Genomic DNA, 25134 nt, shown 5'->3' with positions numbered 1-25134 from the left:
GGTTTCAGGCATTGGCCCCGTTATCGACCGTCCAGGCCGCACCCGTGACCGAGCGGGCGGCCGGCGAGGCGAGGAAGGCGACGACATCGGCGATCTCTCCGGGATCGGCAAAACCCGCCGGATTGGACATCAGGCCCTTCTGCTCGCGCGCATGCGGGCCGTCTGCCGGGTTCATGTCCGTGTCCGTCGAGCCGGGATGCACGACATTGACCGTGATGGCGCGCGGGCCGAGCTCGCGGGCAAGCGCCTGCGACAGGCCGGCGATCGCAGCCTTGCTCGCCGTATAGAGGCTGAGGCCGGGAGAGGTGGCCCGCACCGCGAGATTGCTGCCGATCGAGATGATCCTGCCGCCGTCCGGCATGACGGCAAGGGCCGCCCTCGAGGCCACGAAGGCGGAGCGGAGATTGATCGAGATGGTCGCGTCGAAATCGGCAATCGACAGGGTTTCGATCGGCGCGGCGCGGAATATCCCGGCATTGTTGACGAGAATATCGATGCGGCCGAAGCCTTGCGCAACGGCTGCAACCGCCGCCTCGACCTCGGCGGCGTCGGCCGCGTCGGCCCTGAGCGCAAGCGCCGTTCCGCCTGCGGCCTCGATCGCCCTGACGACCTTGGCGGCCGCCTGCGCCCCGTTCACATAGGTCAGCGCGACCGCGGCCCCATCGGCCGCAAGCCGCCTGGCGATCGCAGCGCCGATGCCGCGGCTGCCGCCGGTGACGAGCGCAACTTTTCCCTTCAGAACAGGCAGTGTTCCGTCAAGGACAGACATGGTTTTCCTTTCTGTAGTGATTGATACAGAATTCATGCTGCGATTGCATCCCGCCGTCAAGCGATTTATGTATTGATCGATACAGAATGGAAGCCGACCGGGCTGGGGAAGGCAGGCTGAGGAAACCCGAAATGAGCGAGCGCGGACGCCCGAGAAGCTTCGACCGGCAGCAGGCGCTTTCGCGCGCCATGCATCTCTTCTGGCAGAAGGGTTTCGAGGAGACGTCGATGAGCGACCTGACCCAGGCCATGGGCATCGCGCCGCCGAGCCTTTATGCCGCCTTCGGCTCCAAGGAGGCGCTCTTTACCGAAGCGCTCGATCTCTATCAGGCAACGGTCAACAACGAGATCTGGAACGCCCTCGACGAGGGGGAGACGATTGCCGCGGCGATCGAAGGTTTCCTCGTCAATACCGCCCGCGCCTATAGCCGCCCGGACCAGCCCCCCGGCTGCATGATCGTGCTCGGCTCCAATCCCGCCGCCAGCGAGATCGCGGCAATCGGCGAGGATCTCAGGCTGCGCCGCGCCGAAAACATCAGCCAGATCATGAAAAGGTTCGAGCGCGCCGTCCGTGAGGGTGAACTGGCTGATACGTTCGACTGCGCCGCCGCTGCCGTCTTCTTTGCCACGCTGCAGAACGGCATGTCGCTGCTTGCCCGCGACGGCGGCGGGCAGGACGCCCTGATGGCGGTCGCCCGCGCCGCGGCCCCCGCGCTTGAAGGCATGGTCCGGCACCATCGCCGCCGATAGGCCGGTCTGCGCATCTGTCCTATTGCGCCAGTCGTTCAGGCAGAGGTTTCAGCGGATAGGTCCGCCAGAAGAAACTGTCGGCCGCGGCCTGGTCGAAGGCGAAATTGCGGGCTTCCCGGATCTTGCCGTCCTCGATGCGGAAGGCAAGCACCCAGACCGTATCGACATTGGCCCCACCTTCGCGATTGGACCAGCCGCGATGCATGTCGACCACCCAGTTTTCGTCGGCCGCCAGCGCGATGAGTTCGGCCCGGAAGCCGGACTTGCCGAGTTCCCGGAAGAAGGCGGCGACCTCGCTCCTGCCGCGCTTGGTGCCGGCAAGCGGATGATGGCCGGGAATATGCCATTCGATATCGTCGGCGAAGAAGCCGGCGACCCGGTTCATGTCGCCGCTGGCATAGGCAGCGTAATAATCGGCAATCACCTTTCTGTTTTCATCGGGCCTGTTCTCGCCGGGCCTGTTCTCACCGGGACCGGCGGCCATGGATGCGCCTGCGCAAAACAGCACGAAGGCGATGGCGGGAAGCTGTGAAATGCGCATATCGGTCTCCTTGGGTCGAGAGGGGATTATTCAGCGAGAGGCCCTGGCGCGCGCCGCGGCACGGTCCACCAGGCCGCGGTCGCCGGTCTCATGCGTCGGCGTCATGGTCAGCCGCGTGACCCTCCAGGCGCCGTCGCGTTTTGCAAGCTCGTAGTGATAGTGGCCCATCAGCGTCCAGCTATCGGCGCCGATGCGATGGACGGCCTGGAAATCGGCCTCGGCCGTTGCCGTCGTCTCGCCGGCCGCGACGATGGCGTGGTTGGCGACAAGATGCAGCGTCCGCTCGAAGCCCGGCAGGAAGCCCGACCATTGGGCCACCACCTCGTCGGCGCTCTGGCTCGTGGCTTTGCCGCCCCAGAGGCCGGTATAATCGAGCGTGACCGTCTCGGCGAATGCGCCGCGCACGCGATCCCACTGATGCCGGTCGGCGCCGGCGGCGATATCCGTGATCCGATCGATGATGGCCATGCGGTCGTCGATGCCGATCGGCTCGGCGCCTGCCGTGCCGGGGCAGGCAAAGGGGAAGCAGATCGCCGTCATCAGGGTCAGGCGCTTCATCGGGCTCTCCTTGAAACCAGGTTGGGGAAAGGTGCGGTCAGCGTGCGTTGATGCGCCGGAAATGCCGGGCTGCGGCATCCGCGGCGCGTGAGACATCCGTCGGATTGTCGTAGAAATCGAACTGGCTGACATTGTCGAGCCAAAGCTCGCTGGCCTCGCCCGTCAGCCGCGAGATGAAGGCATGGGCGCCCTGCGGCACGGCGGCCGCCTCCGAATGCACGATCAGGACCGGCTTGTCGAGACGGCTGCCGAGCGAGACGGAATCATAGGTCAGCCACGGCTCCCAGGAGGCGAGGTTGAACCGGTTGTCATATTCGGGGATCAGCCCGCGGCCCGTCTCCGTGTAATAGGGAAGCCGATACATGAGCGCGGTTTCGTCGGTCATGCTGGCGGCGGTGATGACCCGGGGCTGGCCGTTCCGTTCGGCCTCTTCGGCCCGGCGCGACAGGGCGATCAGCCTGCTGACACCGTCCTTGCCGCCATAGACCTGCTCGACGATGCCGCTATCGTGCAGCCAGGGGGCGACCAGCGACACGCTTCGGAAATGCGCGTTCCCGGTCGCGGCCGCCGCCATATAGCCGGCGGACGCACAGATGCCGAGACCGGCGATCCTGGACGCATCGATCTCCGGCAGGCCGGCGAGATAGCTGGCGGCGGCCGAAATATCCCGGGTCTTGGCGGCCGGGTCTTCCTTGAAGCGGATCGCGCCGCCCGATTGTCCCCAGCCGCGGAAATCGAAGGCGAGCGCCACGAAGCCGCGTTCGGCCATCTCGCGGGCATAAAGGCCCGACATCTGCTCCTTCACCGATGTCCAGGCGCCTGTGACCAGCACGCCGGGGCGCCTCTCGCCCGGCCGGAAATCGGCCGGCAGGTAGAGCGTGCCGGCGAGCGTCGTCCCCTCATTCTCGAAGGAAACAGGCCGCGTCTCTATATCGGCGGCAATGGCGCCGGCGCTCATCAGGGCCGCACCGATCGTCGAAAGGACAAGGCGTCTCATGGCAAATCCTCCATCCGCTCCTCATTGGCGTCGAAGGAAATCTGGCAGGAAGGGGCGCCGGCCACAGGCGTCATTCTTGGCGAAGGACGGGCCTTTCTTGCGCTTTGCGGCCGTCAGCCCATGCGGAAGGCGGCCGGTGTGACGCCGGCATGGCGCCGGAAATGCCGGCCGAAACGGGAGACGTCGCCGTAACCGACCCGGGCTGCGACTTCCGCGACCGGCAGCCGCGTCGTCTTGAGCAGGATCCCGGCACGCTCCATCCGCTCGCGGATCACATATTGGTAGGGCGACGTGCCGAAAGCATTGCGGAAAGCGCGCACGAAATGGAAGCGGCTGAACGCGGCCTCGGCCGCAATCTCCTCCAGCGACAGGTCTTCGGCAATATTGTCCTGGATATAGGCGACGGCGCGCTGCAGGCGCCGGTCGTCGGCCGCTGCCGTCCCGGCCGCTCGCGGCGACAGAAGATGCGCAAGATGCGCGGCAAGCGCGAGTTCCATCGTGTCGCGGTAGAGCGATGCCGGTTCTTTCGCCGACGCGACCGCCTGGCGCGCCAGACCGGCCAGCAGCGGATCGATGCGGCCGACAACCGGGCCTGCATCCCGTGCGCGCTCGAAGCCGACATCGGCGAGCAAGGCCGCGGGCAGTGCGAGCCTCAGATAGGAGAGTGGGGCATCATATTCGCAGATGCCGGATGCGCCTGCCGGCAATATCCAGCCCTCGCCGGCCGCAAGCGGCACCGGCCTGCGACGATCCGATCCGACCGCAATCCGGTGGTCCGGCTGGTCGTTGAGGAAGAGGCCGACCGCCAGATGCGGCAGCACGAATGCGCCGCCGCCAGGCGGCACATCAAAGCTTTCGGCCATCACTCGCTGTTGCGCCAGGCGCGCCCGCAATCCGCTCATGGGGCTGATGTTAGGCCGGCCAGCGGCATTTTCAATCGCAGGGCGTTCACGGCTGCGTCATGAAACCGCAGGCCCGTTGCCGAAGTGCCGGGCTGCCGTGCGCCGTTCCCGCATGCCGATCGTCAGGAAAGCGTTTCCGCAAAAAGCTCGAGCAGGCGCTTCCAGTGCCGTTCGGAGCCCTTCTCGTTGTAGATCGCGCCGCGGTCGGGAACGGTCCAGCCGTGCGACATGCCGACATAGTTCTCGATGATGTGGTCGACGCCGCCGGTGCGCAGCGCTTCGGCCAGGCGCGCTGACTGTTCGGGCGGGAAACTGCCGTCGATACCGGCAACGCCGATATAGACGCGCGCCTTGATGCCGGCGGCCAGGCGATGCGGGCTGTCGGGCGCTTCGCTTGCCAGATTGCCGCCATGGAAGCTTGCGGCAGCCGCGATCCTGTCGGCATAGGTGGCCGCTGCCGTCAAGGCACGACCGCCGCCCATGCAGTAACCGACGACGCCGACCGGGCCGGAAACGCCTTCGGCTTCGAGCGCGTCGAGAAAGGCCCGGCTGTCCTTCTTCGTCATCTCCTGCGTCGTTTCGCGGATCATCTTCATGATCTCGGCGCGCGAAGCCTCGTTGCCGAAGGAGGAGCCGTCGAAGGGGCCGTATGAGCCGAAACGGTAGAAGAGATCGGGCAGCAGCACGATATAGCCGGCATCGGCCAGGCGCTCGCCCATGATGTCGGTCGCCTCGCGCGGCCCGAGCGCGTCCATGTAATAGAGAATGCCGGGCAGAACCTTGCCCTCGCTGCCTTCGGGGCGGAAAATCGACGCCCTGGCAACGCCGTCGGCCGTCGTGATTTCAATATCGCGTTTCATGAACCAATCCCTTTGATTTTGAAGCAGCCCGAAGCCGCTGCCGCCAATCTGGCAAAGGCTGCCGACAGTCTCAAGACACGAATATGTGGCGGCTCGCCTCACTCATATGCCTGAGGGCCGCGTCCGGCCCTCAGGCTCACAGCCGAATGCTGAATAACCGGACGGCCCAGCGCATCAGGCTGTCGTCAAGCCAGCCCTCGGGCCATGCGACCGGAAGGTGATCGGCGCAGATCGGACCTCTGTCGCCCGTCTCTTCGCCGAGCGGGAAGGCATCGGGAACTGGCGCGTCGTCCTGACCATGTGCGGTGCGATTATCGTTGGCGGAGCGGAGGGCCGGTGAACCTGCAGCCATATTGCCCCGCCAGAGCGTTGAGTTCCTTGCCGTGCTGCGGGATTTGCAGGCCATCTCGCGCCGCAGCGGCAAAGAAGCTTTCGAAGCCGCCGGGTGTGAGGCAGGTGATGAAGCGTGCGGGCGTGCTGCTGACGATATGAAAGGCATGCTCCTTGCCGCGCGGCACGAAGACAGTGTCGCCGGCCCCGCGACGGAAGGTCTCTCCCTCCAGCCAGAATTCCGCTTCGCCTTCGACAATGTGGATCGTTTCGTCCTCGTTTTCGTGAACGTGGCGGGGTGGCCCGCTATCGGGCGCGCCGACAGCGGAGAACATGCCGAGCAGGCCGTTCGTCTCATGAGGGGTAAGCAGGATCTTATAGACGGAATGCAGCCAGGACACGGTCGTGCCGGCCGGCAATATGTCGGCGTAAAGGGTCATGATGTTGATCGTCCCAAGGAAAGTGAACCAGAGCGCGACCGGCCGGTATCGCCAGATGACTTCTCGCGCAAACGAGGCCATAAATGAAATCGACAGTTCGTATTCCAGGTATTCACCCTATGAATTTCCGTGCCTTCGATCTCAACCTGCTGCGCGTGTTGGATGCGATGCTGTCGCTGCGCAACACGACACGCGTTGGCGAGACCGTCGGCCTCAGCCAGCCTGCCGTCAGTTCGGCGCTCAGGCGGCTTCGCGATATTCTTGGCGATCCGTTATTCGTGCGGGAAGGCAATCTTCTCGTTCCTACAGGCTTTGCCCTTTCCCTTCAGGTCCCGGTGCGCGCAGCGCTCGAAAGCCTCGAACACGCATTGTCGGGCGGGGGAAGCTTCGACCCTTCCAGGAGCCAGCGGTCGTTCGTGATCGGGGCGTCGGATTATTTCCACGAGATGCTGATGCCGCAGCTTGCGGACCTGTTGACGCGGAGCGCGCCGAACATGCGGCTGAAGATGCTGCCGGCCGCGACCGCGAGCTTTCCGGCCATGCTGGCGGCGGACCGGTTCGACGTGGTGCTTTCGATCTCCATCGATCCGCCGGTCTGGATCGAGAAACAGCGCGCCTTTCAGGCGACGAATATGGTCGTCGCACGGCAGGATCATCCGATGCTGCGCGGCCTAACATGGGGAAGCGTGCTTCCTCTCGACCTCTTCTGCGGCCTGCCGCATGTGATCTTCTCCGTCACCGACGATTTCAGCCATTTCGAGGATGCCGCGCTGGAGCGGATCGGCCGATCGCGCAATGTGCGTTTCACCATGCCGGGCTATTACGGTGTCGGCCGCGTGGCGGCCCAGAGCGATCTGATCGGCGTGCTGCCGGCACGATTTGCCCTGTCGGTTGCCGATAAGCTCGGACTGGTGGCTTACCGCCTGCCGTTCGAGATGCCGCTGATCGACATGTATCTCTACTGGCGCAAACGCGATATGAGCAACCGCGAGCACGAGTGGTTGCGTGGCCTGATCATCGATCTCCTGAAGCCGCTCGACGAAGTGAGCTTTCCCGTCACGGCTGAGGAATTCGGCGCGCGGCCTGCCTGGACGCGGTCTCCAATGGATCAGGCGTCGAGCACCCGCCGTTTGGGAAGCGAGATCAGTCCCTTGAAGTGAGTGGCAATCCGGCCTTCACGACTGGCGTCTTCCGCCTCCCAGGCGAATTTCCACGCGTCGTGCCGCGCAAGCCAATCGCCGAGAGCACCGGCATCGTCAGTGGGCATCCTGTGCGGTTCGAGATAGGGGTTCTCGTGCGCCTTCAATCCAAGCACGCAGGCCCGTGAACCTTCTTCCTGCAGATCGATCAGCTCTTCAATCGTCATATGCAATCCTCAACGGTGCGATGAGGCTAACATCATCGGCCGCTCATGCAAGAGATTGCTAATTAATGAGTTAATCCGGGACAATCGGCTTCGTGAGGGTGACGTGACCGGATAAGCCAGTCAGCCGTCACCGGTTGGTGGCCACCAAGGGGCTTTTTCGGATTTCAGGCAATTGTCAAAGCCGGTTTTGCGGAGATCGCGGATCGATGTCCGATGAGGTAATCCAGACCCGCCCGTCATAGGCCAGTTCGCCATGCGCAAACTTGCGGTCGGCGATACCCTCATACAGGTCAAGCCTCTCCAGGAGGCCTTGGATCATGTCACCAGCGAAGGAAGGAAGAGCATCGCCTGCTATGCATACGGCCTGATGCAGATTTCCTTCGGCCATGACCAGAACAGCGTGGGTGCCACAAAGGCGGATTTTACCGGGCACGGTTACGAGCGACATTTTGGTCTCCTCAAAAATTGCCGGAGAATGTTGCAGCGTTCCTGAGGCTAAGGAGCCATGGTTAATGAAAGGTTAATATCAATCGTCAACCGATCGGGCGCTCCGCCGCCTTGAAAGGGACGGAGCCCAGGCCGCAGAAGTCCGGCTTCTCACTCAAGGTCATAAAACTGCAAGGAATCTGGTCGTCGGCTTGTGATCGGTCCCATCGCGTAATCCTGCAATCTTCCGCTTCGGGACGTGCCGCATCCTTCAACGAGACTGATGGCTATGCGAATGCCGTTCGTTGTGATTTGTTCGCCTTGCCGATCGCTTGACAGGCGGGGCAGGGATGCGGGTTGGGCACCCGGATCCTGTCGTTGGGTACAGTATGGCGATGATCTGAGTTCGGACCCGCTGCCGTTCGTGCTCCTGCGCAATGGTTCGGCCGGCATGAACGCTATGAATGACGAGGGGACGTGAAATCGATGTCGAAAGCCGCTGCCGCCGCAAGGCTTGTCCTTGCCTATCTGTCCTGGCCGCTGGTGTTTTTCTCCGGCCTGACGGGCGCATATTTCGCCTTTGCCAGCGACACCCCGATGATCGCATTTGTGGCCGTCTACGCCGGTGCGGTGTCTTCGCTCTTCCTGCTCGAACGCACCATTCCCTATGAAGAGCGCTGGCTTCAGCCGGATGGCGAGACGGCGAATGACATTGCCCATACGGTGCTGACCAAGGGGCTGGTCGAGCTAGCGGCGCTTGCCGGCGTGATCTTTCCGATGCTCGCCGCCCGTCTGCTGCAGCCGGTCGCGGCCATGCAGTTCTCGCTCTGGCCGTCGTCCTGGCCGATGATCCTGCAGGCCTCCCTTGCCGTCGTCATTGCCGAGTTCGGCCTCTACTGGGCACACCGCATCGCCCATGAACGGCTGTTCTTCTGGCGCTTTCACGCGCTGCACCACAGCGTCACCCGGCTCTGGGTCATCAATACCGGCCGGTTCCATGTCATGGATTCTTTGTTCAAGGTGGCGCTGAGCCAGATCCCGCTCTATCTGCTCGGGGCGCCGCTGCAGGTCTTCTGGTGGCTTGGCGCCGTCACCGCCTTCATCGGCATCCTGACCCATTGCAATGTCGATATGCGCACAGGCGTTTTCGACCTCGTCTTCTCGACGCCGAGGCTGCATCGCTGGCACCATTCGAAGGATATCAGCGAGGGCAACACCAATTACGGCGAGAATATCGTGCTGTTCGACCAGATCTTCGGCACCTATTTCAATCCCGACCGCCCGTCTTCGACCGATATCGGCATCAAGGGGCAGATCGCGCCCGATTTCGTCGGCCAGCTGACGCAACCCTTCACCAGGGACGGCGTGCGCCAGATCCTCGGCCGCCAGCCCAAGCGCGGCTGAGACCTCTCTCCGTCATCATTTCATGACAATCGCCCCGTAAGAGCCTGCAAACTTCGACGGAAGCGGACGGTGCGGCGATGACGACGTTGAAACAGGTTGCGCTCAGAGCTGGATGTTCCATGGCGACGGCAAGCCGGGTGCTGAACCTCAGCGGTCCCGTCAGCCAGGCGGCGGCCCTTCGCGTGCGCCGCGCCGCAGCCGAAGTCGGCTATCGCGCAGCCGCGCCTTCGGCGCGCAGCGGCCGGCGGCCGGTCATCGGTGTGCTGGTGCCGAGCGTGACCAATCCGGTCTTTGCCTCGTCGCTCTCGGGCATCCAGAACCGCATGCTGGTTGCCGGCCACAGCGTTCTCATCGCGCAATCGAACTACGATCCCGATCAGGAGGCCGATGCCGTGGCGGGGCTGCTCGGCGAGCGGCCGACAGGGCTCATCCTCACCGTCTGCGATGCCGGCACCAGTGCCGCGCTCGCCCAGGACCTGCCGCCGACCGTGCTGCTCGGCAATCCGCCGACCGCCCGCTACCCGGCCGCCGTCACCGTCAACAACTATGCGGCAGGCTGCCGGCTGACCGAGCATCTCCTGTCCATGGGCCACCGGCGCATCCTCTATGTCTCCGGCAGTTTCAAGGCCTCGGACCGGGCGCTTTTGCGTTACCGCGGTTATCTGCAGACGATGGAGGCGGCCGGCGTGGCGCCGCTTGAGGCCGTGGAAGTGTCCTTCGTCAGCGGCTACGACCAGATGGATCTCGGCCAGGTTCTGCGCAGCGTCGCGCCGACGGCCATCATCGGCTCTAACGACCTGATCGCGCTCGGCGTCATCGGCGCCATCCACCGCGAGGGCCTGCGGGTGCCAGGCGACGTCTCGGTTGCCGGCTTCGACGGTATTGCCATCGGCAGGCTCATCAACCCGACGCTGACCTCGATCGAAATGCCGGATCTCAGCATGGGGGCGACGGCGGCCTCGCTGCTGCTCGATATCGTCGAAAACGACGCGCCGCTGCGGCACCTGGAACTGTCGCATGCGCTGCATTCCGGCGGCACGGTGCGCAACCTCGGCAAAGACGAAACCGCCGCACCCCCTTTGGGATGCGGCGGTTCCGGATCGAGACCGCGGGCGGCTTGACCCGCGATTGTCATGCGCTTCAGCTGCGCGGCAGCATGCCTTCGACATCGGCGGCCGCGTCGTCGAGGGCTTCCTTCGGCTCGGCCGAGCCGTCGACGATGCGCGACAGGTTATCGACGATCGTCTGGGTGACCTTGACGCCGTTGGTGCCGGGGAAGGCGTACCAGGGGATCATGCGCGGCATCTGGCTGAGGCCGGCCTGGAAGAGCGGGTTCTTCTTGTAGAAGTCGCCGAGATATTCGGCCGACTTGGCGGCGAGCTCGTTGTTCGGCACGTAGCCGGTGCCGGGAACGACGACCGAGGCGCCATAGGGGCCGGCGGCGAACTTGGCGAACTTCCAGGCGGCTTCCTGCTTGGCCGGGTCCTTGGCGAGGATGACGACGGCGTTGCCGCCGGTCGGCAGGTGGCCCTTTTCCGGGTCGAGAAGCGGGATCTGGGCGGTGCGCAGATCGAACTTGGTGCCGACATTCTTGATCGTATTGACGAGCGCGCCCGTCGTCTGGAACTCGAAGCCGACCTTGCCGGCTGCGAAGGCCTGTTCGCCGGCAGCCTTGGTGAAGACCGGCATGCCGCCTTCCTTGACGAAGCGGCTGATGAGATCGACGGCCTTCTGGCCCTCGGGACCGTTGAAGGCGACCTTCTGCTCGTCGTCGCTCAGCATCTTGCCGCCGGCGCCGAAGAGCAGGGCCGAGAACATCCAGTCGTCACCCTGCCAGCGGAAGTCCATGCCGTCGACGCCGTTGCCGAGCGCCTTGATCTTGGCGGCGAGCGCGATCACTTCGTCCCAGGTCTTCGGCGGGCTGTCCGGGTTGCCGCCGGCTGCCTTCACCAGATCGGCATTGTAATACATGATCGGGTTGGAGGTGGCGAAGGCGAGGCCGACCTGCTTGCCGTTGACCTGGGCGAGCTTCAGGATCGTGTCCGAGAAGCCCTGTTCGGCCATATTGCCTTCCTTCTGGACGAGCGGCGTCATGTCGACGGCGACATTGCGTTCGTTCAGCATGCGCAGGCGGTTCAGGCCGATGAAGGTGATGTCGGGCATTTCCGAGGTGCCGGCCTGGCGCAGGATCAGCTGGATGCCGTCTTCATAGGTCGCCGAGGGAGCGGCGAACTGGATCTTGATATCGGGGTTTTCTTCCATGAACTTCTTCGAGATCGTGTCCATCACGTCCTTGAAGAAGCCCGGCATCGGGTAATGGATCGTCAGCGTGGTTTCGGCGTGGGCCGGCAGGGCTGCCGCCACGGACAGAGCCGCCGCTGCGAGGAACTGGGTGAAATGCTTCATCGCTCGTTCTCCTGGGTTCAGCCGGTCAGCCTTTGAGACCGGTCATGGTGATGCCCTCGACGAAGCGTTTCTGCGCAAGCAGAAAGGCCGCAACGAGGGGAATGGTGATGATGATGGTGGCCGCCATCAGCGCGCCGTAATCGTCGCCGGCTTCGGCGGCGCGGAAGTTCATCAGGCCGAGCGGCGGCGTGGCATAGCCGGGCTTCGAAATGACGATCAGCGGCCAGTAGAGGTCGTTCCAGTGGGCGACGACCGAGAAGATCGCGAAGGCCGTGACCGCCGGCCAGGCATTCGGCACGATGACGCGCGAGACGATGCCAAGTTCGGACATGCCGTCGAGACGGGCGGCATGGATGAGATCGTCGGGCATGGCGCGGAAGAACTGCAGGAACAGGAAGATCGCAAAGACCGAGATGGTGAAGGGGGCGACCAGTGCCGTATAGCCGTTGAGCAGCGACAGGCTGTCGAAGGCGACATAGAGCGGCAGGGCCGTCGCGTGGATTGGCACCAGCAGGCCGAGCAGCACCAGCACCATCATCAGGCGGGCGGCGCGGAACTTCAGCTTCGCCATGGCATAGGCGCAGGGGATGGCGACCAGCACCTGGAAGACGAAGATCAGCGCGCAGACGACGAAACCGTTCCACAAGAGCGTGCCCATCGCCACCTTGTCGAGCGCCTTGGAGAAATTCTGCACGTAGAAGAAATGCGTCGGGATCAGCGAAAGCGCTGCGGTGAAGATGTCGTCCTGCGATTTGCCGGCCGCCGAGATCATGAAAATATAGGGCGCGAGGAAGACGATCGCGCCAAGGAGGAGCAGGGCAAGGCGGATCAGCCGGCCGGTGGTGAGGCGGGAGCGCGCCTTCATGAGTAATGCACCCGCCGGTCGAGAAAGCGGTATTGCAGGAACATCATCACCACGAGGATGGCGAGGAAGACCACGGTCATGGCCGAGGCATAGCCGACCTTCATGTAGACGAAGCCCTCCTGGTAGATGGTGAAAAGCAGCACTTCGGAGGCGTGGTTGGGGCCGCCATCGGTCAGCGTCTTCACCGTCTCGAAGGTCTTGACCGCATTGATGATGCTGATCGTGGTGACGAAGAGCGCCGTCGGCCCGAGCATCGGCCAGGTGACGAGGAAGAAACGGTCGAGCGGGGATTTGGCGCCGTCGATCTCGGCGGCGGCATAAAGCTCGCGCGGGATGGCGGTGAGGCCGGCAAGGAACAGCACCATGTTGAAGCCGACCGTCTGCCAGACACCGATGATCGAGAGGCTGTAGAGCGCGGTTGCCGAAGAGCCGAGCCAGTTCGGCTTGCCCAGGCCGGCGAGGCCAAGCAGCGCGTTGAGCGGGCCGATGGTCGGGTGGAAGAGATATTGCCAGACGGTCGCCATGGCGACGATCAGCGAGACGACGGGCAGGAAATAGGCGGTGCGGAAGAAGCTCTTCCCCCAACCCTCGCTCTCGATCAGCATGGCGACGCCGAGCCCGAGCAGGATCGAGACGGGCGCGACGATCGCCGTGTAGACGGTCGTGTTCCACAGCGACTTGCGGAAGGTACGGTCGGTGAAGAGTTCGGCATAGTTCTCGAAGCCGACGAAGCGGAACCTGCCGGCGCCGAGTTCGAAATCGGTAAAGCCGAGCACGAGAACGGCAACGATCGGCAGGAGCACGAAGAGCACGATCAGGATGATCGCCGGCAGCGCCAGCAGCCATGCGGTCTGCGCCTCGCGCCGTTCGTGCCTGGCGGCCGATGCGGCCGGGCGGATATCGCCGACAGCGATGCTAGCCATGGGCCTTCTCCCTGCTTGCATCGGCGGGAAGGGCGCTCGTGCGCAGGCGGCGGCCATCGGCGGCAAAGACCATGGCCTTGTCGGGCTGGAAGGAGAGCGCGATCGCCATGTCGGCGACAAGACCTGCGGCATCGTCAGGTGCAAGCTTGGCCAGCACGGTCTGCCCGATCGCGTTCAGCCGGCAGAACAGGATGACCTCGGAGCCCAGGAACTCCATGCGCTCGATGCGGGCGGAGAGCGATGTCTCGCCCTCGCCGGCAAGGCGGACGAATTCCGGGCGGATGCCGAGCGTCACGTCCGAACCGGCGGGGCTGGTCCCTTCCAGCGCCAGCCTGATATCGCCGAAGGCGACTATTCCGCCCTCGGCGCGTGCGGGCAGGAGATTGATGCGCGGCTGGCCGACGAAACGGGCGACCTCGATATGGGCGGGATCGTCATAGATGACCTGCGGTGCGGCCAGCTGCAAAAGCTCGCCGCCGATCATCACGGCAACCCGGTCGGCCATCGAAAGCGCCTCGGCCTGGTCGTGGGTGACATAGACGGTCGGCACGCCGGCGCGGCGATGCAGTTCGACGATCTCGCCGCGCGCGTGGACGCGCAGGTTGGCGTCGAGGTTCGACAGCGGCTCGTCCATCAGGAAGACGCTCGGATGGCGCACCATGGCACGCGCCAGCGCCACGCGCTGCCGCTGGCCGCCGGACATCTGGCCGGGCTTGCGCTCCAGGAGATGGTCGATCTTGAGCGCCTTGGCCGTCTCCTGCACATCCTTCGAAATGCCGGATCGAATGGTCCGGTAGCCCGGCATGGCGGGACCGAGGAAGGGCAGGCGCTGCAGGCGGCTCAGGCGCCGCATGGCAAGCGGCACGGCGATGTTCTGGCCGGCGGTCAGGTGCGGATAGAGCGCGTAGGACTGGAAGACCATGGCGATGTTGCGGTCGGCCGCCGCCACGTCGGACATTTCCTTGCCGCCGATGACGATCTCGCCGCTATCGGCATGGTCGAGCCCGGCAAGGATGCGCAGTAGCGTGCTCTTGCCGCAGCCGGAGGGGCCGACGAGGGCGATGAATTCGCCCGGCTGAACGTCGAGGCTGATGTTTTTCAGGATGGCGTTGTCGCCATAGGATTTCTTGATCGCGGAGAGGGAGAGCGCGCTCATTGCGCCGGCTCCTTCTGCACCTTGTGGGCTTCGTGCGGATAGACCTGCTCGACCACGTCGTCGAGCACATGCGCCACCATGCCGGGCACGGCGACGATCTCGCTCGTTACCGTATCGCCGAGATCGTGGAGGACCGCGCCGACGATCTTCTCGCCCGGCATCTCGCGCTCCATCGTGCCGATGATGAAGGCGGCCGACGGTCCCCAGACGAGCGACGTGTCGTTGAAGCGGCCCTTCCAGGCCCAGTGCAGGTGGCCGCTGGCATGGAGCGCCACGTCATGGGCGGCGATCAGGTCGTAGAGGCGCCGGCGCTGGGCCGGGCGGATGCTCCAGTAGCCGGTGTCGCCTTCATCCGGCGTGTCGACGAAGAGCGGCTTGTGGGCAAACATCGCGACGCGGCGGCCGGCGCGCGTGGCAAGCGCCCGTTCCAGCCACGCAAACTGCGTTTCCTGCTCGTCGTTTTCCATGCCCATCAGCAGGCTGTCGAGGCCGATCAGGCGCCAGTCGCCGGCATCTTCCAGCCAGTAATCGGGGCCGACGAGGCTGCGCCAGCGGGCAAGCCTTGTTGCATCGACCGGCTGCAGCGAGCCCGGCAGATGGCCGACATCGTGATTGCCGGGAACGATCAGCATGGGGACTTTCACCTGCCGCATCAGCTCCATGCAGAAGGTCAGGTCCTCGTCCCTGTCGGCGCCGTCGACGGCAAGGTCGCCGGTATGGATGACGAGATCGGCACCGCTGGCATTGACCCAATCGGCCAGCGGCTGCCAGTTGCCGTTGAAATGCGGTTTCGACGGGCTGAAATGCGTGTCGGTGATCTGGACGATTTTCATGCCGGCGCTCTCCGATTGGCCCGCGGCAGGTTGTCCGGCGGCAGGCGATGCTCTTGCCGCCTGTTTAGAGCGCCCCAATGTCAGGCCGGTTACAAGCGTTTCCACCCTTGTTCCAATTGTGTCGTGCAATTGTCATGAGGAGGGTGCGGGCTGTGCTGACCCCTATCGGTGCGAAGACCGATTGGCGGGCATCGATAGAGAAAGTTGGCCGCGGCCAATTTCGGGTTCGGTTGGACTCGTGGCGATTTTGTCCGACCGGTCGCGGGAAAGCGCTCCGCAGCCTATGTTGGCTCCCAGGGATTGACGATCGCGGCACCCATAGGCGCGAAATCAGAAACGTTGCGGGTCACGATCGTCATTCCATGAACCAGTGCGCTCGCCGCGATGAACGCATCGCGTTCTGGCCGCGGATCGGGAATATGGAGGCGAGCGCAGCGAAGTGCGACGGTTCGATCCACGGTCAAAATTCGATCGGCGAATTCCGGTAACACATAGTCGTCCATCCAGGTGCGCAGCCGGGCGCCTTGTGAAGGATCGCGCCTTTCCATCAGAAGAATGCCGAGGTCCAGTTCCATAAGCGTCACGGCAGAGATGTAGAAACTCTCAGCATCCCGAGCCGACATCCACGAGATGACGTTAGGGTCGGCTTTCCCCGAACCCGCCTTGCGCAGTTCAGACAGAACGTTGGTATCGAGCAGGAACATCAGGATAGGTCGGCTGGCCGCGGGAGATCACGTGAACGCGGAATGTCCAGATCGATATCCCCGAGGCCGGGCATCGACAGCGCTTCGACAATGTTGCGGCGCTGCCCGGTGATCCTCTGATATTCTTCGAAGCTGAGCAGAACCTGCGTTGGCTTGCCCCTGTTGGTGATGAAGACAGGACCCGCCCTGGTCGCCTTCTGCGCCCGGTTGGCGTTCTGCTGAAACTGGCGGCTGGACAGGGTCGTGATGGTCATGGTTTGCCACCTGCTGCTTGATGTTCATACGTTAGAACATAGGCCGTATCGGCAAGGGTTTCAATCCTGTCCGCAGGAGAACCGGTGGGTGAGAGGCGAATGCGCAACCGAGTGCGGCTCCTCATACTTTGCCGGCGCCGAGGCTTGTTTGAAAGGATGCCGATGGTCAGCTGCCCGCAGACACAAGCTGCTCGCGATGCCGGGCAATGAAGGCCCTGACCGCCGGCGCGCCCTCGCCCTTGCGATAGGCGATCGCCACATCCGATGTCACCGCCACGCTTCGAAGCGGCCGGTAATGGATATCGGGCAGTTCCACCCGGCTCATCGATTGCGGCACGAGCGCGATGCCGACGCCGATGCCGACGAGGGCGGCGATCTCGGTGAAGTCGTGCGCGATGGCCTTGACGGACGGCTCGAAGCCGGCTTCCCGGCAGGCCTGCAGCGTGTTGCGGTGGAAGCCGATTTCGGGCGGCTGGCGCGGCGTGATGAAAATATTGCCGGCCAGCCGGGCCAGCGTGTCGATGGGGCGCTCTGCGAATTCATGGCCGGCGGGGATCATGGCGACCAGCGGCTCGCGCAGCACGACCTGCACGGAAACGCCCGCCGGTATCGGCGCCGGCGCACGGATATAGCCGAAATCGAGCAGGCCGTCGGCGATGCGCTGCAACTGCTGGCGCAGTTCCATTTCCTGCAGCTCGACCTCGACATAGGGAAAATCGCGCTTGAAGTCCTTGATCGAGCCGACGACGGCGCCGGAATAGGCGGCCGACGCCACATAGCCGATGGAGATGCGCCCGCTTTCGCCGCGTCCGGCGCGGTCGATGGCCGCGACCGTCGCCTCCGTCTGGGCCAGCACCTTGCGCGCTTCCTGGAACAGCACTTCGCCTGAATATGTGAGCTGCACGGCCCGGCGGCTTCGGTCGAGCAGCGACGTGCCGACGATCTTTTCGAGGTTCATGATCTGCTGGCTGAGGCCCGGCTGGGCGATGCCGAGCCTGATGGCGGCGCGCTCGAAATTCCGCTCCTCGACCAGGGTCACGAAATATCTGAGGTGGCGGAGTTCGAAGCCGGGGTCGGTCAGTGCCATTGCGCGCTCCTAGAAGAATTCAAAACTATGACGTTTATCGAATTTCATAACCAGGACTTATGAAAAATTCGACCCCCGTTTATTGGACCTCCGAAAAATAACATGATTAGAAAAATCCAGTTTTCCGATATAACGAGCTCCCGATGACTGGTTCCCTTCGCCTTCTCACATTCGCCTCCACCACGGCGCTCGCCGGCGCATTTTGCGGGCCGCTTCTTCCGGCTCTTGCGCAGGAGGCCAATCCGACCGTGCTTGCGCCGATCGTCATCGACGGCACGGGGAACGAGGACCCGACGGCACCGGTGAAGGGATTTGTCGCCAGAACCAGCGCGACGGCGACCAAGACCGGCACGCCGCTCCTCGAAACCCAGCAGTCGGTCTCGGTGCTGACGGCCGACCAGCTGAAGTCGCAGGATGCCGAAACCGTCGGCCAGGCGCTCGACTATGTGCCGGGCGTCGTCGGCGAGCCCTATGGCGCCGATCCGCGCTTCGATTCCCCGCGCATCCGCGGCTTCGACGGGCGCCAGTCGCAATTCCTGAACGGGCTGCGCATGATGCGCACCGCCGGGGCGCCTGCCGTCGATCCCTATCAGCTGGAGCGCATCGAAGTGCTGCGCGGCCCGGCCTCGGTCATGTACGGCCAGGGCAATCCGGGCGGCCTGGTCAACCTCATCAGCAAGCGGCCGGTCTTCGAGCGTTTCGGCGAAGTGGGCGTGCAGGCCGGCAGCTACGATACCTACGGCACCTTTTTCGATTTCGGCGACATCGTCCCCGGCAATTCCGATTTCGCCTATCGCCTGACGGGTCTGGCGCGGACGGCCTCGGCGCAGGTGGAGGAGCTCGACAATGACCGCTACTTCATCGCGCCCGCGCTCACCTGGAAGCCGGACGAGGATACCAGGCTGACGATCCTGACCAGCGTCCAGCACGACAATCCCAGCACGCCGTCCGGCCTGCCGCCGCAGCTGACGCTGGATGCGGGTGGCGCCAACCGCCTGTCGCGCGATTTCTTCGTCGGCGACAAGAGCTTCGACACGTCGGACCGGACGCTGACCAATCTCGGTTATGAGCTGGAGCATCGCCTGAACGATACCTGGACCTTCCGCCAGAACCTTCGCTACCAGAATTTCGACTGGAACTATCAGGCCCTCGGCATGTCGACCTCGGGCCTTGCGGCGGACGGACGAACCATCAACCGCAACGCCACCATCCAGGACGAGCTGCTCAACACCTTCAACGTCGACAACAACCTGCTGGCGGACTTCGATACGGGCGAGATCCGGCACAAGATGCTCTTCGGCCTCGACTATCGCTATTACAGCAACAATGTCGGCACGCAGTTCTGGCGCGCCACCCCGCTCGATGCCTTCAATCCGGTCTATGGCTCGGTCAAGCTGATTGCGCCGACGCTCAGCACCTATGTCGATTCCACCATGACCCAGGTCGGTCTCTACGTGCAGGACGAGCTTGCCTATGAGAACTGGCGCGCGACGGCCGCCCTTCGCCAGGACTGGGCAAGCACCGACGGAACCTCGACGAACCGGCTGACCGGTATTTCTCGCCCGCTTGATCAGGACGATCACAAGCTCACCGGCCGTGCTGGCCTCAGCTACGTCTTTGACAACGGCATCGCGCCCTATATCAGCTATGCCACCTCCTTCGAGCCGGTGCCGGTGAGCGCAACGAGCGGGATACTCGAACCGACGACCGGCGAGCAGGTGGAAGTCGGCGTCAAATATCAGCCGGAGGGCTGGAACGGCTATTTCACGGTTGCCGGATATGACCTGAAACAGAAGAACGTGCTGACGACGATCGGGACGACGACCGCGCAGATCGGTGAAGTCGACGTCAAGGGCATCGAACTGGAAGGCGTGACCAGCCTCACAGACGGGCTCGACCTGCGCGCTGCCTACACCTACATGCAGGCCGAAATCGTCGGCGGCGCCGATGACGGCAACCGCCCGGACAATGTGCCCGAACACGCCGCCAGCCTCTGGCTCGACTATACGTTCCCGGAGGATACGGCTCTCGAAGGCTTCGGTTTCGGCGGCGGCGTGCGTTATGTCGGCCAGCGTTACGGCAATACCAAGAATACGCTCGATCTTGACGCCGTGACCCTTCTCGATGCAGCAGTGCATTACAAGAAGGACAATGTGACGGCCTCGCTGAACGTCAAGAACCTTGCGGACAAGGATTATGTTGCAAGCTGCAGCTCCTTCGGCTGCACCTATGGCGACGGCAGGACGGTGATGGGCAAGCTGACCTTTCAATGGTGAGAGACGATCGAGAACGGAGCGCAACGCTCGTCAGCCGCCGGCAGGCACTTGCCTTGCTGGCGGCTTTCGCCATTCCGGGCAGAACCCTTGCCGCCGCCCCGACGCGCATCGCCGCGATCGACTGGGCGATGCTGGAAACGCTGGTCGCGCTCGGCGTCACGCCTGTCGCCGCGACCGAACTCGTGCAGTTCCGCAAGGATGCGGTCGAGCCGGCGCTTGACCCCTCGGTTGCCGATCTCGGCCTGCGCGGATCGCCGAACCTCGAACTCCTGCGCCTGCTGCGCCCGGACCTCATCCTGATCTCGCCCTTCTACACCAGGTTCGAGGCGAGCTTTCGGGCGATTGCGCCCGTTCTGTCGCTGCCCTTCTACAACAGGGGCGAGCCGCCCTATCAGAAGGCGGTGGATGCCGTCTCGGCGCTGGCGAAGGAACTGGATCTTGCCGAACGCGGGCGCGTGGTGGTGGAGCAGCAGGCAGCCCTCCTCGAGCAGACGCGCCTCAGCCTGCAGGGATTTGCCTCCCGCCCGACCTACCTCGTCAATATCGGCGATGCCAGGCATGTGCGCGTCTTCGGCGCCGACAGCATGTTCGGCGATGTCCTGTCCCGGCTCGGCCTGCCGAATGCCTGGACGGACCGCTCCCGCTACACGTTTGCGGCCCCGGTGCCGATCGAAAACCTCGCGGGCGAGCCGCAGGCGCGCATCGTCATCATCTCCGATATCCCGGTCGAGGCGCGCAACGGCCTGAAGAACAGCATGATCTGGCAGTCGCTGCCGCCGGTAAGGGCCGGCCGCGTCCTGATGCTCGGCAATATCAATCCCTATGGCGGCATCCTGGCCGCCGCCCGCTTCGCGCGGCTTTTCAAGGCGGCGCTGCAGTCGTCCGGGGAGAACCCGTGACGAGACCTGCCGCTTTCCTCACCGCGCTGTCGGCCCTTTCCGCTTCCGCCGGCCTCTTCCTGTGGGTGGCGCTCGACCGTCTGCCTTTCGCCGACTGGCCCTCCCTGCCGTTCGATGCCGGGCGGATGACGACGCAGCAGATCATATTCGCCTATGCCGTCCTGCCGCGCGGCGCAGTCGCGCTTCTTGCCGGCGCCGCCCTCGGCCTTGCCGGTGCCCTGCTGCAGCGCCTGCTGCGCAATCCGATCGCCGATCCCTCGACGCTCGGCGTCTCCTCCGGCGCGCAGCTTGCGATCGTGACGGCGACGCTGTTCTTCCCCGAGATCCTCGACGGCTACCGTGCCTTCGTGGCGCTTGCCGGTGCCGGCGCGGCCACGGCCCTCGTCTTCCTGCTCGGCTGGCGGCGCAGCTTCGAGCCGATCACCATGGCGGTTTCCGGCCTTCTGGTCGGCATTACCTGCAGCGCGCTGGCGGCGGCAATGACGCTCTCGCAGGGCGAATACCTGATGTCGCTCGTTACCTGGAACGGCGGCTCGCTCAGCCAGCAGGACTGGTCGGCGACGGTCAGCCTCGGCCTGGAGCTGCTGCTCGGCCTTGCCGTCACCCTTCTGCTGCTGCGCCCGCTCACCCTGCTCGGGCTTGGCGACAGCAGCGCGCGGTCGCTGGGTGTGGCGCTTGCCGGCACGCGCATTGCTGTCGCAAGCCTTGCAGTGGCGCTGAGCGCCGGCGTTGCCGCCGCCGTCGGCCTTGTCAGTTTCGTCGGCCTTGCCGCGCCGGCGCTGGTGCGTCTGCTCGGGATCCGCACGACGCGCGGCATCCTGCTTCTGTCGCCGGTCGCAGGCGGCCTGCTGCTCTGGTTCTGCGACGGTATCGTCCAGCTCGTCGCCGCTTCGGCCGGCGAAACCTTCCCGACAGGATCGGTGACGGCCCTGATCGGCGGGCCGCTGCTCATCTGGCTCTTGCCGCAGGTGCGCGCCGTCGAACCGCCGCAGCCGCCAGACAGCATTGTCGTGTCGCGGGCGCCGCTCTCACGCCTCGTCCTCATCCTCTGCCTGCTGCCGCCGCTCGTCTGGGCCGGGCTCTGCGTCGCGCGCCTGCCCGATGGCTGGACGCTGCTGAGCGGCGACCTCTTGCGGGAACTCTTCCCCGCCCGCTGGCCGCGGCTTCTGGCATCGGCCGCGGCCGGCAGCCTGCTCGCCATGGCCGGCGCCATGCTGCAGCGCCTCACCGGCAACCCGATGGCGAGCCCGGAAGTGCTGGGTGTCAGCGGCGGAGCCGGCGTCGGTTATGCCGTTGCGCTCAGCGTTTCGGCCAATGCCGGTGCGCCCGCGCTCTTCCTCGGCGCCGGCGGCGGGGCGATCCTGGTGCTCGTCATCGTCGCGCTCTTTGCCGCCCGCCGGCATCTGCCGCCGGAGCGGCTGCTTCTCGCCGGCATTTCCGTCAGCGCCTTCAGTTCGGCGATCCTGAGCGCGCTGCTTGCCGTGGGCGACCAGCGCGCCTGGCAGATCCTGGCCTGGCTCGGCGGGTCGGCTGCGGCGGCCACGCCGCAAACGGCAACCTTCCTTGCCGGCCTCGCCGTTCTGATCCTGATCATCGGCCTGGTCTTTGCGCGATGGCTGACGATCCTGCCGCTCGGGCCACCCACCGCGCTTGCGCTCGGCCTGCCGCTCGTCGGGGCCCGTCTGCTGATGGTGCTGACGGCAGGCATTGCGACCGCCGCGGCCTCGCTGCTCGTCGGTCCCTTGAGCTTCGTCGGCCTGATGGCTCCGCATATCGCCCACCGCGCCGGTTTCGAAAAGCCGGGCAGCGGGCTTCCCGCCGCCGCCGTCATCGGCGCCGTGCTGATGGTGATCGCCGATCTCGGCGCCCGCACCGTCACCTTTCCCTATGAGCTGCCGCTCGGCCTCTTTGCGGCCTTTGCCGGCGCGCCCTACCTTGTCTGGATGATCGGCAGGCGGCCGTAAGGGCGCCCTGGCTTTCGGTCAATCGCGCGGGGAGGAGGCGGCAGCCGTCTGCGGCCGCATCACCTGCGCGGACGGCAGCGACGAGAGGAAATCGGCCAGGGGCACGGGGCGGGAAAACAGGAAGCCCTGCAGGTCGTTGCAGCCGGCAGCAACGAGGAAGTCCCTCTGCCCTTCCGTCTCGACGCCTTCGGCCGTCGTCGCTTTTCCAAGCGTGCGGCTGAGGCCGAGGATCGCCGAAACGATGGCGGCACCCTCGGCCTGCGTTCCGAGCAGCCGCACGAAGGACCGGTCGATCTTGATCCGGTCGATGTTGAACTGAATGAGGTGGCTGAGCGAAGAGAAGCCGGTGCCGAAGTCGTCGAGCGCGATCCGGATCCCGTGGGAGCGCAGCCTGCCGAGCGTGCCCTGGGCGTTTTCGTCGATGTTGAAGAGGGCCGCTTCCGTCAGTTCGAGCTCGAGGCGCGACGGCGGCAGGCCCGTCTCCGCCAGGATCGACAGGACCTGGCGGTCGAAGTCGCGATGCCGGATCTGCGAGGGCGAGACGTTGACGGCGACCGACATGTCGGCCGGCCAGCTTGCGGCGGTCCTTGCCGCGCTGCGCAACACCCATTCGCCGAGCTGGTCGATCATGCCGGCCTCCTCGGCAATCGGGATGAATCTGTCCGGCGACAGCAATCCGTGGGCGGGATGGCGCCACCGCACGAGAACTTCCGCACCCGAAAGCCTGCCCTGGGCGTCGGCTCGGTGCACGCCCTGAAAGAAGACCTCCAGATGGCCGGGATGGTCGGGGCGCAGATTGTCCGCGCCGCCCGGCGGGTTCGCGTGGTTCTCCAGCACGAGGCGAAGGTCGTTCTTGAGGTTTTCGCGCGCCTCGACCCGGTGGTCGAGGGACGGATCATATTCGATCAGGCGGCCGCGCCCCTTGGTCTTGGCTTCGTAAAGGGCGACGTCGGCGCGCCGCAGGATCTCGCTGGTCGCCTGGGCCGCGTCGTGAAAGGCCGCAATGCCGACCGAGCAGCCGATGCGCACGACGACGTCGCCGCCGTGGAGCTGGAACGGCTTGCCGAGAGCCTCGATAATGGCGTTGCAGAGCAGGATATGGCGATCGTCGCCCGCGCGCGCGTCGGGAAGCAGCAGGGCGAATTCATCGCCGCCGAGCCTTGCCAGCGTGTCGCCCGCCCCGATCAGCGCATTCATCCGCTCGACGACCCCGCGCAGCAGCTCGTCGCCGGCGGCATGGCCGTGGATGTCGTTGACCTCCTTGAACTTGTCGAGATCGACGAGGGCAAGCACGGCGCGTTTGCCGGGAGATTTCATGGCCGCAAGGCATTGCTCGAAACGGGCTGCGAAAAGTGCGCGGTTCGGCAGGCCCGTCAAGACGTCGTGCAGCGACAGGTGCCGCGCGTGGTGCTCGCTGGCGCTGAGTTCCCGGAGGCTGCCGCGCAGACGGCCCATCAGGGCGAAGAAGAGGCCGGCGATGAAGAGGCCGGCCACGGAGAGCACGGGGACCAGCCGGCCGATGACGCGCGAGCCCGGCAGGTCCGGCTTCCAGATGATGAAGCCGATCGGTTCGCGCGATGCCGTGGCCTCGATTTCGAAGGCGACTTCGTCCTGCTCCTGATCGGCGGTGCGGGCATAACGGGCGCCGGCCAGCCCCTGTTCGCGGCTCAGCATATCGAGCGTGATGCCGTCGAGGAAACGGAATGCCACGAGGTAGAGCCGGTTGGCGTGATTGCCGTCCGGCGCGGCATCCTTCGAAGAGCCGGTGACGGAAACGACGCCGGCGACCGAAGGCCGGCCCTCAAGCCGCATCAGTTCCACCCGGCTGGGCTCCGGATCGGAATTCGGCCCGTGCGGCGCGCCCTGCTGCCTTGCCTCCAGGTCCTGGATCATCGGCTGAAGCAGCGGCCGCACCCATTTGAAGCGGCGGCTGGTTTCGGGATCGGACTGCAGGGCAAGCTCGCCTGCCGGGGTTACGAGGAAAGCCGCGTTATAGCCGAATACCGTTGTCGCGATCTTGCCGAACGTCGCTGCCGATGTCGCACCCGCGCCTTCACTCTTGCCGCTGGCCATGGTCGAATCCGCCATCAGCAGCGAGCCGTAGCCCGCACCCATCAGCTGGATGTCCTGCGAGACGCGCTGGACCTGGTCCATAAGGCGGCCGTTGACCAGCTTGCGCTGCCGGTCGAGGGCGGCCGCGTCGCTTTCCCGGCCGGCCCAGATGGCGGCCAGGAACACCAGGCCAAGAATTGCCAGGCCGCTGATTGCAAGCAGGATCAGTATCGACCCGGACGATGTCCTGGTCGCTCTTTGTGCGAATAATCTTAAAGACGGATCAGCAGGCACGTCGTCTTCTCCCGAGCGCCCTGATACTGACCGCGATTGTTTACAAAAAGCTTTTCAAGCAGCATCAAAATGAAGGGTT

The 25134-nt window shown here is 64.8% G+C and carries 25 protein-coding genes; 7 read left to right on the top strand and 18 right to left on the bottom strand.

Going from position 1 to position 25134, the window contains the following annotated elements; translation table 11 throughout:
* Positions 1-4 precede the first annotated feature (4 nt).
* On the bottom strand, positions 5-769 hold the full coding sequence (locus ACU8HS_RS24895; RefSeq protein WP_113500959.1) for an SDR family oxidoreductase: 765 nt from the start codon (positions 767-769) through the stop codon (positions 5-7).
* 131 nt (positions 770-900) lie between these two features.
* Here ACU8HS_RS24895 and ACU8HS_RS24890 point away from each other — a divergent pair, with 131 nt between their 5' ends.
* Positions 901-1518: a TetR/AcrR family transcriptional regulator gene (locus ACU8HS_RS24890; RefSeq protein WP_112703106.1), complete on the top strand. Its 618-nt coding sequence runs from the start codon at positions 901-903 to the stop codon at positions 1516-1518.
* 19 nt (positions 1519-1537) lie between these two features.
* Here ACU8HS_RS24890 and ACU8HS_RS24885 read toward each other — a convergent pair whose 3' ends face one another.
* The 6 genes from ACU8HS_RS24885 to ACU8HS_RS24860 all read right to left on the bottom strand — a co-directional run bounded on the left by ACU8HS_RS24885 (position 1538) and on the right by ACU8HS_RS24860 (position 6227).
* Entirely contained in the window at positions 1538-2059 is a 522-nt protein-coding gene (locus ACU8HS_RS24885; RefSeq protein ID WP_447016430.1) for a nuclear transport factor 2 family protein, read from the bottom strand.
* A gap of 30 nt (positions 2060-2089) precedes the next feature.
* Positions 2090-2617: a nuclear transport factor 2 family protein gene (locus ACU8HS_RS24880; RefSeq protein ID WP_447016429.1), complete on the bottom strand. Its 528-nt coding sequence runs from the start codon at positions 2615-2617 to the stop codon at positions 2090-2092.
* Positions 2618-2654: 37 nt separating this feature from the next.
* Entirely contained in the window at positions 2655-3614 is a 960-nt protein-coding gene (locus ACU8HS_RS24875) for an alpha/beta hydrolase (protein ID WP_447016428.1), read from the bottom strand.
* Positions 3615-3727: 113 nt separating this feature from the next.
* Positions 3728-4477, bottom strand: a complete 750-nt coding sequence (locus ACU8HS_RS24870; RefSeq protein WP_447016427.1) for a helix-turn-helix domain-containing protein — start codon at positions 4475-4477, stop codon at positions 3728-3730.
* Positions 4478-4638: 161 nt separating this feature from the next.
* Positions 4639-5376, bottom strand: coding sequence for a dienelactone hydrolase family protein (locus ACU8HS_RS24865; protein WP_447016426.1), 738 nt, complete (start codon positions 5374-5376; stop codon positions 4639-4641).
* Positions 5377-5687: 311 nt separating this feature from the next.
* On the bottom strand, positions 5688-6227 hold the full coding sequence (locus tag ACU8HS_RS24860; protein WP_113500955.1) for a cupin domain-containing protein: 540 nt from the start codon (positions 6225-6227) through the stop codon (positions 5688-5690).
* A 2-nt stretch (positions 6228-6229) separates the two neighbouring features.
* Here ACU8HS_RS24860 and ACU8HS_RS24855 point away from each other — a divergent pair, with 2 nt between their 5' ends.
* Positions 6230-7306 (top strand): LysR family transcriptional regulator, encoded by a 1077-nt coding sequence (locus ACU8HS_RS24855; protein WP_447016425.1) that lies wholly within the window; start codon positions 6230-6232, stop codon positions 7304-7306.
* Here the strand turns inward: ACU8HS_RS24855 and ACU8HS_RS24850 are convergent.
* Together ACU8HS_RS24850 and ACU8HS_RS24845 are read right to left on the bottom strand one after the other, a co-directional pair.
* Positions 7255-7512 carry a CrpP-related protein gene (locus tag ACU8HS_RS24850; protein ID WP_447016424.1) on the bottom strand — a complete coding sequence of 86 codons (258 nt, stop codon included), beginning with the start codon at positions 7510-7512 and terminating at the stop codon, positions 7255-7257. The genes ACU8HS_RS24855 and ACU8HS_RS24850 overlap by 52 nt on opposite strands.
* Positions 7513-7687: 175 nt before the next feature.
* Entirely contained in the window at positions 7688-7960 is a 273-nt protein-coding gene (locus ACU8HS_RS24845) for a hypothetical protein (protein WP_112567455.1), read from the bottom strand.
* A gap of 464 nt (positions 7961-8424) precedes the next feature.
* Between ACU8HS_RS24845 and ACU8HS_RS24840 the strand changes: the two genes are divergently transcribed.
* Together ACU8HS_RS24840 and ACU8HS_RS24835 are read left to right on the top strand one after the other, a co-directional pair.
* Positions 8425-9342: a sterol desaturase family protein gene (locus ACU8HS_RS24840; protein ID WP_112758495.1), complete on the top strand. Its 918-nt coding sequence runs from the start codon at positions 8425-8427 to the stop codon at positions 9340-9342.
* Between the two features lie 77 nt (positions 9343-9419).
* Positions 9420-10463, top strand: a complete 1044-nt coding sequence (locus ACU8HS_RS24835) for a substrate-binding domain-containing protein (RefSeq protein WP_112758496.1) — start codon at positions 9420-9422, stop codon at positions 10461-10463.
* Positions 10464-10482: 19 nt separating this feature from the next.
* Here the strand turns inward: ACU8HS_RS24835 and ACU8HS_RS24830 are convergent, their stop codons facing one another.
* The 8 genes from ACU8HS_RS24830 to ACU8HS_RS24795 all read right to left on the bottom strand — a co-directional run bounded on the left by ACU8HS_RS24830 (position 10483) and on the right by ACU8HS_RS24795 (position 17570).
* Entirely contained in the window at positions 10483-11748 is a 1266-nt protein-coding gene (locus tag ACU8HS_RS24830) for an ABC transporter substrate-binding protein (protein WP_113414567.1), read from the bottom strand.
* A 25-nt stretch (positions 11749-11773) separates the two neighbouring features.
* Positions 11774-12613 carry a carbohydrate ABC transporter permease gene (locus ACU8HS_RS24825; RefSeq protein ID WP_113414566.1) on the bottom strand — a complete coding sequence of 280 codons (840 nt, stop codon included), beginning with the start codon at positions 12611-12613 and terminating at the stop codon, positions 11774-11776.
* Positions 12610-13536 (bottom strand): carbohydrate ABC transporter permease, encoded by a 927-nt coding sequence (locus tag ACU8HS_RS24820; RefSeq protein ID WP_112567440.1) that lies wholly within the window; start codon positions 13534-13536, stop codon positions 12610-12612. Before ACU8HS_RS24820 ends, ACU8HS_RS24825 begins: the two co-directional genes overlap by 4 nt.
* Positions 13529-14692, bottom strand: coding sequence for an ABC transporter ATP-binding protein (locus ACU8HS_RS24815; protein WP_447016423.1), 1164 nt, complete (start codon positions 14690-14692; stop codon positions 13529-13531). Before ACU8HS_RS24815 ends, ACU8HS_RS24820 begins: the two co-directional genes overlap by 8 nt.
* The gene (locus ACU8HS_RS24810) at positions 14689-15525 is read right to left on the bottom strand and encodes a metallophosphoesterase family protein (protein WP_447016422.1); all 837 of its coding nucleotides are present in this window, start codon (positions 15523-15525) and stop codon (positions 14689-14691) included. Before ACU8HS_RS24810 ends, ACU8HS_RS24815 begins: the two co-directional genes overlap by 4 nt.
* 281 nt (positions 15526-15806) lie before the next feature.
* Positions 15807-16229, bottom strand: a complete 423-nt coding sequence (locus ACU8HS_RS24805; protein WP_112758506.1) for a type II toxin-antitoxin system VapC family toxin — start codon at positions 16227-16229, stop codon at positions 15807-15809.
* A complete protein-coding gene (locus ACU8HS_RS24800; protein ID WP_112567429.1) occupies positions 16229-16483 on the bottom strand; it encodes a type II toxin-antitoxin system Phd/YefM family antitoxin in 255 nt (84 codons plus the stop codon). The genes ACU8HS_RS24805 and ACU8HS_RS24800 overlap by 1 nt, the downstream gene beginning before the upstream one ends.
* A 166-nt stretch (positions 16484-16649) precedes the next feature.
* Complete coding sequence (locus ACU8HS_RS24795) at positions 16650-17570, bottom strand: LysR family transcriptional regulator (RefSeq protein ID WP_113414563.1); 921 nt, start codon at positions 17568-17570, stop codon at positions 16650-16652.
* A 143-nt stretch (positions 17571-17713) separates the two neighbouring features.
* Between ACU8HS_RS24795 and ACU8HS_RS24790 the strand changes: the two genes are divergently transcribed.
* From ACU8HS_RS24790 to fhuB, 3 genes are read left to right on the top strand one after another with little or no spacing between them, the layout of a single operon-like run.
* Positions 17714-19846 carry a TonB-dependent siderophore receptor gene (locus ACU8HS_RS24790; protein WP_447016421.1) on the top strand — a complete coding sequence of 711 codons (2133 nt, stop codon included), beginning with the start codon at positions 17714-17716 and terminating at the stop codon, positions 19844-19846.
* Positions 19840-20745 (top strand): iron-siderophore ABC transporter substrate-binding protein, encoded by a 906-nt coding sequence (locus tag ACU8HS_RS24785; RefSeq protein WP_447016420.1) that lies wholly within the window; start codon positions 19840-19842, stop codon positions 20743-20745. Before ACU8HS_RS24790 ends, ACU8HS_RS24785 begins: the two co-directional genes overlap by 7 nt.
* Positions 20742-22709 (top strand): Fe(3+)-hydroxamate ABC transporter permease FhuB, encoded by a 1968-nt coding sequence (gene fhuB / locus ACU8HS_RS24780; protein WP_112758512.1) that lies wholly within the window; start codon positions 20742-20744, stop codon positions 22707-22709. Before ACU8HS_RS24785 ends, fhuB begins: the two co-directional genes overlap by 4 nt.
* An 18-nt stretch (positions 22710-22727) precedes the next feature.
* On the opposite strand, the gene ACU8HS_RS24775 is transcribed toward fhuB, so the two are convergent.
* On the bottom strand, positions 22728-25055 hold the full coding sequence (locus ACU8HS_RS24775) for a putative bifunctional diguanylate cyclase/phosphodiesterase (RefSeq protein WP_447016419.1): 2328 nt from the start codon (positions 25053-25055) through the stop codon (positions 22728-22730).
* Positions 25056-25134: the final 79 nt, after the last annotated feature.

It is taken from the genome of Rhizobium sp. KDH_Rht_773_N (genome assembly GCF_052946295.1).
Note: the sequence above shows the minus strand (reverse complement) of the source record. Positions and strands in the feature narration are given on the sequence as shown.

Bases quoted from the DNA above. Each gene is read 5' to 3' on its own strand.
- ACU8HS_RS24860 (WP_113500955.1), bottom strand. From the start codon at position 6,227: ATGGCCTCGTTTGCGCGAGAAGTCATCTGGCGATACCGGCCGGTCGCG.
- ACU8HS_RS24880 (WP_447016429.1), bottom strand. From the start codon at position 2,617: ATGAAGCGCCTGACCCTGATGACGGCGATCTGCTTCCCCTTTGCCTGC.
- ACU8HS_RS24875 (WP_447016428.1), bottom strand. From the start codon at position 3,614: ATGAGACGCCTTGTCCTTTCGACGATCGGTGCGGCCCTGATGAGCGCC.
- ACU8HS_RS24895 (WP_113500959.1), bottom strand. From the start codon at position 769: ATGTCTGTCCTTGACGGAACACTGCCTGTTCTGAAGGGAAAAGTTGCG.
- ACU8HS_RS24795 (WP_113414563.1), bottom strand. From the start codon at position 17,570: ATGGCACTGACCGACCCCGGCTTCGAACTCCGCCACCTCAGATATTTC.
- ACU8HS_RS24825 (WP_113414566.1), bottom strand. From the start codon at position 12,613: ATGAAGGCGCGCTCCCGCCTCACCACCGGCCGGCTGATCCGCCTTGCC.
- ACU8HS_RS24885 (WP_447016430.1), bottom strand. From the start codon at position 2,059: ATGCGCATTTCACAGCTTCCCGCCATCGCCTTCGTGCTGTTTTGCGCA.
- ACU8HS_RS24850 (WP_447016424.1), bottom strand. From the start codon at position 7,512: ATGACGATTGAAGAGCTGATCGATCTGCAGGAAGAAGGTTCACGGGCC.
- ACU8HS_RS24800 (WP_112567429.1), bottom strand. From the start codon at position 16,483: ATGACCATCACGACCCTGTCCAGCCGCCAGTTTCAGCAGAACGCCAAC.
- ACU8HS_RS24835 (WP_112758496.1), top strand. From the start codon at position 9,420: ATGACGACGTTGAAACAGGTTGCGCTCAGAGCTGGATGTTCCATGGCG.
- ACU8HS_RS24805 (WP_112758506.1), bottom strand. From the start codon at position 16,229: ATGTTCCTGCTCGATACCAACGTTCTGTCTGAACTGCGCAAGGCGGGT.
- ACU8HS_RS24870 (WP_447016427.1), bottom strand. From the start codon at position 4,477: ATGGCCGAAAGCTTTGATGTGCCGCCTGGCGGCGGCGCATTCGTGCTG.
- ACU8HS_RS24845 (WP_112567455.1), bottom strand. From the start codon at position 7,960: ATGTCGCTCGTAACCGTGCCCGGTAAAATCCGCCTTTGTGGCACCCAC.
- ACU8HS_RS24820 (WP_112567440.1), bottom strand. From the start codon at position 13,536: ATGGCTAGCATCGCTGTCGGCGATATCCGCCCGGCCGCATCGGCCGCC.
- ACU8HS_RS24840 (WP_112758495.1), top strand. From the start codon at position 8,425: ATGTCGAAAGCCGCTGCCGCCGCAAGGCTTGTCCTTGCCTATCTGTCC.
- ACU8HS_RS24855 (WP_447016425.1), top strand. From the start codon at position 6,230: ATGAAATCGACAGTTCGTATTCCAGGTATTCACCCTATGAATTTCCGT.
- ACU8HS_RS24815 (WP_447016423.1), bottom strand. From the start codon at position 14,692: ATGAGCGCGCTCTCCCTCTCCGCGATCAAGAAATCCTATGGCGACAAC.
- ACU8HS_RS24890 (WP_112703106.1), top strand. From the start codon at position 901: ATGAGCGAGCGCGGACGCCCGAGAAGCTTCGACCGGCAGCAGGCGCTT.
- ACU8HS_RS24785 (WP_447016420.1), top strand. From the start codon at position 19,840: ATGGTGAGAGACGATCGAGAACGGAGCGCAACGCTCGTCAGCCGCCGG.
- ACU8HS_RS24790 (WP_447016421.1), top strand. From the start codon at position 17,714: ATGACTGGTTCCCTTCGCCTTCTCACATTCGCCTCCACCACGGCGCTC.
- ACU8HS_RS24810 (WP_447016422.1), bottom strand. From the start codon at position 15,525: ATGAAAATCGTCCAGATCACCGACACGCATTTCAGCCCGTCGAAACCG.
- ACU8HS_RS24830 (WP_113414567.1), bottom strand. From the start codon at position 11,748: ATGAAGCATTTCACCCAGTTCCTCGCAGCGGCGGCTCTGTCCGTGGCG.
- ACU8HS_RS24865 (WP_447016426.1), bottom strand. From the start codon at position 5,376: ATGAAACGCGATATTGAAATCACGACGGCCGACGGCGTTGCCAGGGCG.